The sequence below is a fragment of the Sphingobacterium paludis genome (genome assembly GCF_004364125.1).
GTDB lineage: Bacteria > Bacteroidota > Bacteroidia > Sphingobacteriales > Sphingobacteriaceae > Sphingobacterium > Sphingobacterium paludis.
The window spans coordinates 256,115-268,155 of the sequence record NZ_SNZV01000007.1 but is presented as its reverse complement, the minus strand read 5'-3'; the positions used below and the strand labels follow the sequence as shown (position 1 = coordinate 268,155).

The 12,041-nt window shown below is 46.4% G+C and carries 8 protein-coding genes; 1 reads left to right on the top strand and 7 read right to left on the bottom strand.

The features are described 5' to 3' along the window. Positions 1 to 12 precede the first annotated feature (12 nt). The gene (locus B0I21_RS15255) at positions 13 to 3,405 is read left to right on the top strand and encodes a DUF1080 domain-containing protein (protein WP_133641341.1); all 3,393 of its coding nucleotides are present in this window, start codon (positions 13 to 15) and stop codon (positions 3,403 to 3,405) included. Between the two features lie 344 nt (positions 3,406 to 3,749). On the opposite strand, the gene B0I21_RS15250 is transcribed toward B0I21_RS15255, so the two are convergent. The 7 genes from B0I21_RS15250 to B0I21_RS15220 form a co-directional block, all read right to left on the bottom strand. Continuing rightward, on the bottom strand, positions 3,750 to 6,020 hold the full coding sequence (locus tag B0I21_RS15250) for a multicopper oxidase domain-containing protein (protein ID WP_133641340.1): 2,271 nt from the start codon (positions 6,018 to 6,020) through the stop codon (positions 3,750 to 3,752). Between the two features lie 8 nt (positions 6,021 to 6,028). Then, positions 6,029 to 6,895 carry a DUF3347 domain-containing protein gene (locus B0I21_RS15245; RefSeq protein ID WP_166637867.1) on the bottom strand — a complete coding sequence of 289 codons (867 nt, stop codon included), beginning with the start codon at positions 6,893 to 6,895 and terminating at the stop codon, positions 6,029 to 6,031. A 104-nt stretch (positions 6,896 to 6,999) separates the two neighbouring features. Continuing rightward, positions 7,000 to 7,335 carry a hypothetical protein gene (locus tag B0I21_RS15240; RefSeq protein WP_133641338.1) on the bottom strand — a complete coding sequence of 112 codons (336 nt, stop codon included), beginning with the start codon at positions 7,333 to 7,335 and terminating at the stop codon, positions 7,000 to 7,002. Positions 7,336 to 7,438: 103 nt separating this feature from the next. After that, positions 7,439 to 8,086, bottom strand: coding sequence for a Pr6Pr family membrane protein (locus B0I21_RS15235; protein ID WP_133641337.1), 648 nt, complete (start codon positions 8,084 to 8,086; stop codon positions 7,439 to 7,441). A 116-nt stretch (positions 8,087 to 8,202) separates the two neighbouring features. Continuing rightward, positions 8,203 to 9,405: an enolase C-terminal domain-like protein gene (locus tag B0I21_RS15230; RefSeq protein WP_133641336.1), complete on the bottom strand. Its 1,203-nt coding sequence runs from the start codon at positions 9,403 to 9,405 to the stop codon at positions 8,203 to 8,205. A gap of 182 nt (positions 9,406 to 9,587) precedes the next feature. Beyond that, the gene (locus B0I21_RS15225) at positions 9,588 to 10,379 is read right to left on the bottom strand and encodes a response regulator transcription factor (RefSeq protein ID WP_133641335.1); all 792 of its coding nucleotides are present in this window, start codon (positions 10,377 to 10,379) and stop codon (positions 9,588 to 9,590) included. Positions 10,380 to 10,508: 129 nt separating this feature from the next. Next, positions 10,509 to 12,011, bottom strand: coding sequence for a family 43 glycosylhydrolase (locus tag B0I21_RS15220; RefSeq protein WP_133641334.1), 1,503 nt, complete (start codon positions 12,009 to 12,011; stop codon positions 10,509 to 10,511). Positions 12,012 to 12,041 lie beyond the last annotated feature (30 nt).

Below are 12,041 nucleotides of genomic sequence, written 5' to 3'. Positions count from 1 at the left end.
CCCATCTAAAAAATGAAGAAAGTATTTAATACATTATCTGCACTGTTGTTCCTGCAGGTGGCAGCCTATGCGCAACAGCCTGCGAACAGAACTTCGGTGACTAAAATAGCCGATGTGCTGGCACAACAGCCGGCAGAAGAACAAGCAAAATTTCTGGCCGCGATGAAAGAACTGGAAGGTTTCTCGGCAGAAGATATAGCCAATTTATTAACTGGAATGAGCGGGAACTCGCTGGAGAATGTGCCGATTACCTATGCTGCTAATTCGTATGGTTTTTACGTGATGCAACAGGGAAAAGAAAGCTTGCGCGAGCAGTTTTCCCAGGGGCTTGTCCAGGCGCTGGAGCGCTTGCAGGATAAGGAGCATAAGGCTTTTGTGCTGCAATTAATGAAGCAGACGTCTAAGAATGAGGCTATAGCAGCCATTGCTCCTTATTTGAAAGATGAGTACCTCGTTGATAAGGCCGCATTAGCTTTAAATGGCGTGCGCACACCTGAAGCGATCAACGCGCTATCATCGGCACTTCAAGACGCGTCATCGGAAAAGATAGCGAAAGCGATTGTCTCTGCCTTAGGTGATCTTCGATCCAAAAATGATGAAGCCGCCATCACGGCGACGTTGAAACAATATGATGATGAAAATTTTCAACGCGGCGTATACACGGCATTAAGTAAAATAGCGGATCCCAAATCCGCGCCAGTGTTACTCAATAAGCTAAAAGCGGTAAACTACAGTTTTGACAAAACGAACATCGGTGGCCTGACCTTGGATTACGCGCACAATTTGCTGCGCGAAGGCAACCAGCGACTGGCTCTTTCTGTCGCGAACACCGTCATGAAAGGTGCCGCGGCGCAAGGATCGGCAACGTTGCAGGCCGGTGCCTTGGGACTTCTGGTGGAAATCAATCCTACCAAAGCTAGAAAGCAATTGCTCAAAGCTGCCCTTTCTGATAATGCGTTGTACCGCAGTACAGCGTTGTCTTTGCTAAGTGAAAAGCCTTCTGCAGCGGAAAGCAAGAAGCTAGTGGCAGCATTGAAAAGTGCCTCGCCGGATGTTCAGGAAAGCATATTTCGGTATTTAGCTGAAACTGGCGATAAAGCCAGCATAGCGGCATTACAAAATCGTTTACCGATAATACAGGATACACACGCCAAAATCGCGGCACTAAATGCCCTATCATCGCTGGGCGGAACGGAAAACGCAGGAATGCTGATCGGCGAAATTAAAACTGCTGATGAGGCTACTGTGGAAGCTATTACGGCGCTATTGTTATCAAGCAAAGATCCGCAAACTGTTCCATTGATTACCAAGGCGCTCCCATCTGCGGATACAAAAACGCAATTCGTGCTTTTGGACATCTTGTCTAAGCGTACCGATGCATCGGCATCGAAAGCGGTGTTGCCACTGGTAGCATCGGCGGATGCGCCGGTTAAACAGGCTGCGCTAAAGGCCTTGCCAACCGTCGCACAGCCTGACGATTTTGAGGCGCTTGTACAACTGCTTTCTGCTACTCCGGCGGCGGATGCTGCCTATGTGCAACAGGCTTTGGTGATGGTATTGCATGCTAGCCCAGATAAGGAGGCCAAAATACAACGGTTGGCGGCCAACATATCACGTTCGTCTGCTCCGTCTGCGGCTAACTATTTTCCAGTTTTTGCTGGGGTGGGCGGTGCGGAAGCCATGCGTGCCGTACAAAATTACCTGCCGAATGAAGGGTTGAAGGCACAGGCGCTACAGTCTCTTGCAGCATGGTCTAACCCCGAGGTCCTTCCGACACTCATCGCGCTGAGTCGAACTGAAAAAGCTGATCATTTCGCTACGCTATTCGGTGGTCTAGTAAAGCAGATCAATGCAAGCGATCATACGGCAGCACAAAAGACGCTGTATTTGAAAGATGCTTTCGCCTGGGCGCAAAACGCTGCACAAAAAAGGCAAGTGTTAGCGAGTCTTCAGGCAACAGAAACCTACCAAGCGATGATATTTGCGTCGCAATTTTTGGATGATGCAGAATTGAAAGCGGCGGCAACCAATACCGCGATGAACATTGCTATGGACAACCCTGATTTCGTGGGGGCGGATGTGCGTAATATTCTCGAGAAAGCCATGGCTAACCTTTCTGGAAGTGAAAGCTCGTATCTGCGGGAGGCTATTGTAAGACACTTAGCTGAAATGCCAAAAGGTGAAGGCTTTGTTTCTTTATTTAACGGAAAGGATTTAACGGGATGGAAAGGTTTGGTCGATGATCCCATTAAACGATCTAAAATGTCGGCCAAAGTGCTGGCTGAACGCCAGGCTGCGGCTGATAAACAGATGCGCGAAAGTTGGAAGGCTGTCAACGGAGACTTGGTATTTAGCGGTCATGGCGACAATATCGCCACGGTCAAGCAATACGGCGATTTTGAGATGTTGGTAGACTGGAAATTGGATCCAAATGGAAAAGAGCCCGATGCAGGTATATATCTACGCGGAACGCCGCAGGTGCAGATCTGGGATATCTCGCGCACTGACGTAGGTGCACAAGTAGGCTCGGGTGGTCTTTACAATAACGCAAAAAATCCGAAAGACCCTTCGAAAGTAGCTGACAACGCCTTAGGCGAATGGAACACGTTTAAGATTCGTATGCAGGGTGAGAAGGTTTCGGTATGGCTAAACGGCGAACTAGTGGTCGACAATGTCACGTTGGAAAATTACTGGGACCGCAGTCAGCCTATTTTCCCGATAGAGCAGATCGAGCTACAGGCGCACGGATCGCAGGTTTGGTACCGTGATATCTATCTCAAAGAGTTGCCGCGAAAAGAGGTGTACAGCTTATCAGACGCCGAAAAGAAAGAGGGCTTTGAAATGCTGTTCGATGGTAACAATTTGGATAAATGGACGGAAACTTCGGCCTATGAAATTAATCCGGAAGGATTTATCCGAGCTAACCCGGATGCAAAGTTTGGGAAAAATCTGTATACCAAAGAGGAATTTGCTGATTTCGTATACCGTTTTGACTTCAAGCTAACGCCGGGTGCAAATAACGGTGTCGGTATTCGCACACCGATAGAGGGTGATGCCGCTTATGTAGGGACGGAAATTCAGATTTTGGACAACGACGCAGATGTTTATAAAAATTTGAAAACTTACCAGTATCATGGATCTGCTTATGGAATTATACCGGCCAAGCGTACGGCAATGAAACCTATAGGCGAGTGGAATAGTCAAGAGATCCGGGTGCAAGGAAATAAAATCAAAGTGACCTTAAACGGCGTGATAATTTTAGATGGTGATCTTGCCGAAGCGTCTAAAAACGGAACACTGGATGGAAAAAATCATCCCGGACTAAAAAATACGAAGGGTCATATTGGATTTTTAGGCCACGGCTCGGAGGTATTTTTACGTAACATCCGTATACAACGCTTGTAATACGGATTAACGGTTTTGCACCTAAAAAGAGCGAGGACGGTTGTTCCTCGCTCTTTTGCGTAAAGAGTAGTGCATAATGCGTATAGCGTATTGAGTAATGCGAGAAGTTTAGGTTCCCCATGCCTTATCGCTTCTTCCCATTATTGAACGAAATGTCGCATCAGTTTTGTTGCGTCTGTAGTTACTTGCCTTCGCAATATCCCACAGGATGCAACAAAAATTCAGCGACGATTTTTTTGTTTCCTTTTTTTAGAAAAAAAAGGAAAGCCCTGTCCTGGCAAGGACGGAAGGTATGTGCTTTGGACAAACCGAAAAAACAAGCCTTTTCTCTTATCGTTAACTATTTAATAATTAATTGCCAAACCAACACCAAATCCCATATCACTATCGTAATGGGAACGTATGCCCATGTTTTTATGGAGAATGTATCGTAGGTCCACCATATATTCCCGGTCGGTATTAACCATAAAACCGGCACGTAGCCTTCTGGAAATAGGGATATCTTCACGCATCAGCGCTAAACGGACGATCCCATCATGGTAAACTTCGGCTTGTAGGTTGACGAGCATCGGCAGCGTATACATCACCCCGAGACTAAAAGCCCCGCGATCGTCTTTTTTGTTTGTTTGTCCGAAGATATTGGTCTCGTGCTCGTCCATGCCAAGCCTTCTATATCGCCAGTCAAACCCCACGAAAGGCATTAGCCATTGCATCTTGCCGAAATAGCGGCCTACATGGGTCTCGACTTCATAGCCATGCATATCGTTGTAGCCGAGTCGCCACTCTGTTCCGACACTCCAGCGTGCGTTCTGCAGCATAGCCGAGCCATCATTTCCATTCGTGGCGAAGTCGTTATCGGCCATAAAGTGCCACATGTTACTTTCTTTCTGCAGGGCCCTGTAGGCCTTTTCCGGATTCGGAAGCAGTGGGTTTTTATACTCACCGACTTTAAAAACGCGATTCATCCCTGCCATCATATGGTAGAGAATGTGGCAATGGAAAAACCATTCGCCATCTCGATCTGCGGCAAACTCGATAACATTCGTCTCCATGGGCATAATGTCGAGTACATTCTTCATTGGGGAGTAGTCACCGTTTTCGTTCAACACTCGGAAATCAAAGCCATGCAAATGCATGGGGTGCCGCATCATGGAATTGTTGTACAGCGTGATGCGCAGAATTTCACCTTGCTTGACGGGGATTTTATCTGACTCGGATAAGACACGGTTATCCATGCTCCATACATAGCGATTCATGTTTCCGGTAAGCTCAAAACGCAGGGTCTTAATCTGTGCTAGGCTATCTAAAAGGGTGGGCTGCGGAGCGCGCAGCATATTGTAGTTTAAAGTAACCTTCCCGCTGTTGGTTTGCTGCGTGTGTTGATGGTGGTCATGTTGTGAGTCGGCCTCTGCATGGTCGCTGTGGGTATTCTTGGTATCTGCTGAAGACGGTTGCGGAGCCGACTTCAGCCGCTCTGGATACATCACGGCATTCATATCCATTTTTTGCAAGCTCATATCCATGCCCATATCATTCATATCGCCATTCATTTTCATCATGTCATTCATCATCTGCATACCTTCGAAGTATTGCAATCGATGCAACCGATTAGTGAGCTGCTTGATACCTTCCCCAATAAACAGCGAGGCAGACCCTGTTCTGTCTTCCGCGGTGGCCAACAACTCATAGGAAGTATTTGCCGCAGGCACTTCCACCACAATGTCGTAACTCTCCGATCCGCCGATAATAAGCCTGTCAACCTCAACGGGCTCTACATCATTACCATCGGTGGCGACCACCATCATTTTTCCGCCGGCGTATGTCAGCCAAAAATAGCTAGACGCACCGCCGTTTGCGATCCGTAATCGAACCTTATCTCTTCGCTTAAACTGGGAAAGTTGCTGCTCGGCTTTGCCATTTATCAGAAATTGCTCATAAAAAACATCGCTTACATCCATCGCCTCCATCCGTTTCCATTCGTTTGTAAGCTTGGTTTTGAACCGTTTTGCAGCAATCGCTTCCGCGTAGCTTTGTACGGTGTTTTTTTTGATACTAAACCAATCGTTGCCTGTATGCAACAGACGGTCTACCGTGTGCGGATTCATGTTGGTCCACTCGCTCAACACAACCGAAACACTGGGTAGATCGTCAATACCCTTTCTGAAAGTAGGGTCATCCTGCCTTTTCTTAAACAGCATAGAGCCATACATGCCGATCTGCTCTTGTAGTCCCGAATGGCTGTGATACCAGTAGGTGCCGTTTTGTATGATTGGAAACCGGTAGGTGTGTGTCGTGCCAGGAGCTATGGGTTGCTGTGTCAAGTGAGGTACCCCATCTTCCTTATTGGGTAGCCATACCCCGTGCCAGTGTAAGGATGTATGCTCCTTAAGCATATTGTGTACGATGATCTCCGCCGTATCTCCCTCGGTAAAGCTGAGCGTAGGCATAGGCAGCTGTCCGTTAACTGCGATGGCCCGCTTTTCCTTTCCCGCGAAATTGACAAGTGTATCCTTGACATAAAGGTCGTAGCGAACGGTTTGCTGGGCATAGGCGTTCACACCTAAACAAAAAAATAGGAGCGGCAGCCATTTTGCTGCGCTTGTTAGAGTCCACATATGCTACCTTACAACGTTTCTACTGTTTTTCCACAACTAAGCATTTCTGAGCCATAGTACGGGTTTTCCACTGCGCTCTTCTCGCTCAGCCAGTGAGCACCCTTACCATCGTTATACATCGGGCAAAACTGGTAATAAATTGTACCGGATTTTTTGCCTGCTTTGACAAATTTGTAAAGTACATGGGATAGTTTCGAAAACTGTTGCCTTTGCAGATCAATGGACTGCGCCGCTCGTAAAGTTGCAACGGCTTGGGTTAGGTTCTTACCTTCTTTCGTCCATACCGTAAGTTGCTCGGCCGGTAACGCTTGGCTATCGAACACGCGTAGATTGTCGTCAAGTTCCTTGGCAGCTAGGGCAGCCTGTTGCGTGTTTGCATCTACCAATGCATTTTTGAGCTTGACGTAGGGTAGCATCAGCTTGTCTAGGGCAGTGGCTGCGCTGACTTGAGCAGGTTCCGCATCTGTGGGTTTGGCGGCAGTATTGCTTGCACCATGCACATGTTCTGCTGGAGCTACTGCAGTGTCATCCGACTTTTGTGTACGTTCGTACTGGCAGCAACTGTGGAGCGCGCTGTATGCTTCATCAGGTGCTAGATAACGCTCGTTGTCGTAGCCGGATAATGCAATTCGTTTTAAGATTGCATCTTCATCGGTCTTTGTCGCGTCGTAAGTGATCGATGCTTGACCAGTTTTACTATTCCAAACGACGGTAGCTTCGTTATCTTTATTGCCTGCTTTTTCGATGTTGGATTTGCACATGCCGCAATTGCCGTTAATGTCTACGGTAGCGAGCTTGCTGTTTTTAATTTGTGCGAAGGTTGTATGTGCTAATAGCGTTAACGCCATTACTACTGTATATGGGGATAATTTCATGATATTATATGGAATAAAAATGTAAAAAATAATCGTGTGTTTGTATCTGTCGCATACATTTTTAATGATACAACAAGACATACCTATGGCTAGGCGACGAAAATTTAAGCTATTTTAGGAAGTAACCAAGTCGCTGCAAATCCAGATTTTGGACTGGCTGTGTGCACACGCGGGTAGCTATGATGCATACCGAATTCGTGTTGGTTTTCAACCTGTGCGATAGACACGAAATAGATTGGCGTTTTAACGATTGGGCAATGGCACGAGGCGTCGCTTGCGCACTTGTGTTTATCGGCTTCCGAGTTTTCTGGCTGGTTTGTACAGCAGCCTTGCTCCGATTTGCGATCTACTTCTTGATCTTTATCGCAACAAGACATCGGCGCATGTGGGTTTTCCTCTTCGCAAGCGAAGGAGGAGAGCGGCTGTAAGAATAAGCCCATCACAAAAACCATTATGTATATAAACCGTTGCAACATCGTAATAAAACAAAGGTACTAGTTTTATTGTAAACGTTCAAACGGCCATGCAATGAATCAAGGTCATTCACTGATGACGAGTTGCTGGCCCCTTCAGCTTTTGTATTCCTCTACCGATAGCAGTAAGAAGGGTAAGCATCATGATGGTGCCAAGTGCTATCAGCCCAATGTTTATTGCTGTTTGTGTGAAGCCAATTTTCTTAATCTCCAGGAACGGATAGGGGTAGAAGCCGGATAAATAACCACGACCTAATGCAAATGCCAAGTACCCTATTGGATACAGTAACCAGCTGTAAACCGATTTCAGTCCGATATTTTGGCTTTTTACAATCACTAACCAATAGCCGAGCATAAATAGTGGTATAATACCGTGCAAAAGTTGGTCAGCTACGCGCTGTAAACCGGTAGGTCGCCACAGGTCTTTTAATAGTGTTTGGTAAACTATACCGACTATAAGTATGCAGGTGGTGATTGCGGTCGCCGCGCTGCCACTGCGTAAGCGATCTCGCCAAAAGCCATTTTCGGGCCAGACTAGGTTGGTAAAATAGAGCGCTACCAAAAGATTTGTTGTAATCGTAAAATAGCTGAAAAACCGGATAATTAATTCGAAAACTGACACTTCGCGATTCAGCAGCATGAGTATAAACTGCGTGATGAGGGCAAACCATACCAAACACATGCCGATACGAGGTAAAATTTTTTTAAAGTTCATCATGGCCGTATTCTATTCGATCGTTACTAAGCTAGTAATAGTGTACGTAAATATGAGGTATTGCGGCTATTTCGCTGGCCACGGAAACTTCCGCAATACGTTCAGATCATATTTTTCCCTTATACTTTTTTGAGAAGCTTCATACCAAAGCCAGCGCCGCTAGGCGGTGTGAGTTTGCCTTCGTGTAGCACGTAGCCCGATAAATCGACATCGTCCGACATACTGCTTACCCCTTCGATAGTAGCGGTATTGCCCAACCCACCCGATAAATGCGCGGTATAATAGGTTTTGAGGAGTGAGCCCCACGCGTGGGGAGAGGCTTGGGCGCCCATTTGTTTCAGTTCTGGCATAAGCTTTCTCCAGTTTGTAAAGCCTAAGCCTTCAATATCTGTTAGATGTACATCAAGAAGTTTTTTCTCAATCAGTTGTTTAAGTTGTCGTTGATCGGGGTCTGCCTCGCCATCGGCCAACAAGGTTTGTATATTTTCTTTCTTTAACCAAGCTCTTAATTTTGTATAGTCAGCCTCTGTCTCGTGGAAGGGTTCCTCAATCCAGAATAAATTAATGCCTGCAATACCCTGCAGGTATTGGATAAATCGATCTGCCGTGAAGCCATTGTTGCCATCTACCAAGATTTTGCAGTCTGGAAATGCGGCTGCAACCTGCTTGGTAACATCAATATCTCGTTTCAACCCCTCATCGGATGGCATCCAACGGTGACCGCGACCGATCTTCAGCTTAAACTGCCGATACCCTAAATCATAATCTTGTTTACACTCTTCTACGATCTTGTCTATACCTGCCGGTTTTTCTCGAGGTTCCAGATCATCAAAATACAACATGCCGCTATAGCAATCGTGAATAATAGGCTTTTCGCGACCCAACAAAGCAAAGACCGGCTTATTCAGAATAACGCCTGCCAAGTCATGCAAAGCAATATCGAAGGGAATGAATTTGGCCACCGTAAGACCGATGTTGGTTTGAAAGACATCGGCCACTGACTTTCCGATAAGTTCCTTGGCGAGCATCTCTGCTTCTTTACGCGATCCTCGAAGCGATGCCCATCCCACCGCGCCTTTGTCGGTATGTATGGTGCAAATGTCAATCTTGGGGCCGTGCCCATGCAAATCTAAACGCGCGTTTTTTCCAACTAACCTCGGATAGTGTAGCTGCACATTCGAAAATCGGATGTCTTTAATTCGGTGATAGGCCAATTCTTTATCGTTGGCACGGTCTTTTTCCATAGCAAATAGATCGCTGCCGAACAATGTCGTAGATGCTATGCCTAGGTTTAAGGCATGTAGAAATGTTCTTCTTCTCATAGGTGGTTTATTGTGCGGTTAGGCTGAGTGCATAACTACAGGTTTATACTAAAACGTTTAACTAACTACGCTAAGATAATGATATTTTGAATTAATTGTTGTAAACGCGTGATAATAAGCTCATTTTTTTCGCTATGGCATCGAACCCGATGGCTGATCGAACAGACATAGAAGCTTTATGTTCACTGAAGCTCTTTTGCCTGCTGTCCCCTTCGGTAGGCTTTCGGGCTGATGTGGAACTGGCGTACAAAATTGCGCACAAAATGCGAGGATGAGCTAAAGCCCAACATCACGGATATTTCATATATTTTGTAACTGCTTTGGAGCAGGAGCTCAGCAGCCTTATGGAGGCGCGCTGTATTGATGAGCTCGTTTGGAGAAAGGTTTGATAGGGATTTGATGCGACGGAAGAGTGTCGGTCGGCTCATATGCATACAGTTTGCCAAATAATCTACAGACAAGGTTCTTGACGCGATGTTCTCGGTGATAAAAAGATTTAATTTGTCTAAAAATTCCGCTCCGGGTTCGCTTGCACTATCGCGTGGTAGCGTATGCGCAGGTGAATGGTTATAATGAAAGCGGATATGCTGTCGGTTTCGCAATAAACTATCGATATGAGCCAGAAGGAGGTCGGGCATAAAAGGTTTTTCCATGTACACGTCTGCTCCGTGTTCCAAACCTTCGATTTTAGATTTCAATGTATTTTTCGCGGTGAGCATGATGAATGGTGTATGCTGTAGTTGCACCTGTTCTCTAACATATTTACATAGTTCAAAACCGTCAACCAATGGCATCATAACGTCACTCACGATAAGATCTATCGGCCCATCATCCATACAGCGAATGGCTTCTGCTCCGTCTTGTGCTTTGATAATTCGGTAACGATCGCTTAGTGCGTCTTCCAAAAATTCTATCATATCCTGGTTGTCGTCAACAACCAAGATGCTGTATTTGATTTTGTTTGTGTTGGGCATAGGTATAAAGCGAGATGGTGACACAGGCGGTGCGCAAAGAAACCGATAACGCGCGCATACTTGCTCCTTCACAAGCACATGCGCGCTACCGGCACGTATATGTTGGCATTTATTTTTTATGCCTACGCACTAAGGGTTTTGATAACGGAATGTTCCTGCTTCGGCCAAACCGGGCTGCTGTTGATTATCGTGACCTGTTCGTGGGGTAAGTTTAAAATACCGGAAGCGGGTTTTGCTCGGCAGGGCTAGATATTGATTTCTGCCCTCGATATTCTGTAGTTCAAAGTCGCCTAAAGGTTGCCAAGAATTGTTGTCATTGCTGACTGCAATGCTCAGCGTCTTTACCTTCCTGTCGCCGTTTTTCTGCGCGATTACAAAACCGTCTACATCAAGATCCCTTCCCATATCTATCGAAATCCAGTGGTCGGGATAGTTTGTCGGGTTAGTGGAGTATCGGGTTATCCAATACGAGGAAAGGTTGTTGTCAATCAGGCGGTTGGCAAGACGGTTATTGACTATTTCTTCCGAGCTAAATCCCAGCACAGCCCAATCATCCTTGACATACAGCTCACGTAATAGTTCGCCGGCAGGCCGTGTGAGGGCCTGCCCGATCTTAGCGGGGACACCAAAGTTAGGCGTGCCATCGGCTAGCCATTGAAAAGACTGAATACGCGCATTTCTGCCATTATTGCTTCCGCCATTTGGAAGGCTGCGCGCATGGTATATGATCCAATCTTCCGTGCCATCCGGCGATTGGAAGAACCCATTATGCCCAGGGCCATAAGCTCCGCTTTCTGCCGACATGGAAAAAACAGGCTCTGCTTTCTTCGTCCAATCGACTGGATTCATGGGGTCGCCATTTGTTTTAAGCCGTAGTAACCCCAAGCAGTAATTGTCTACCCAATAGCCGCTACCCGAGTAAACGACCAAAACATCATTTGCCGGATTATGCAATATTTGCGGGCCTTCATTGATGGGATTGCCAAATTTTTCCCACGCGTATGTTGGCGTTGCGATACGTACTTTCTGACCCACAATAGTCCAGGGGTCACTCATCTTTGCTATGTAGATATCTTGCGGTGGGGCGCCGGCATTACCGCCAGACCAAAGCATATACATTTGATTGTTGTGATGCAGTATGGTACCGTCTATCGCCCATTGGTTTGTGGTATCACCTACCTTTCCTTTAAAAACCCATTCCCCTTCCATAGGGTTTGGCGACTCATTTTCTACCACATACATGCGGTGGTTTGCATTGCTGCCATTGTCTGCTGAAAAGTAAATGTACCACTTGCCATTTATTTCGTGCAGCTCTGGCGCCCACAGATTTTTGGAGTATGCCGTGCCAGCTGGCGGAATCCAGGCATCGTGGCTTTTGGCAAGGGCCAGTTCGGAAATCCGATCTGTTTCGTACAGCACCAGTTTACTACCCTGGGTGTAGGTGAAGTAATATTTTCCGTTCTTCTGCGTTACCCAAGGATCGGCGCCTCTAGGTAGTATGGGATTTACGAAACTATCTTCCAGGATTACGTTGTCTTGTGGAATAGCGCTCGTCAATTCGCCTATCTTTTCACAAGATACGGCAGATAATAATGCAAGTAAACAGCCTAATTTGATCATCGTTTTTTTCATTTTTTAAGATTTAGTGAAAAGACCCTAACC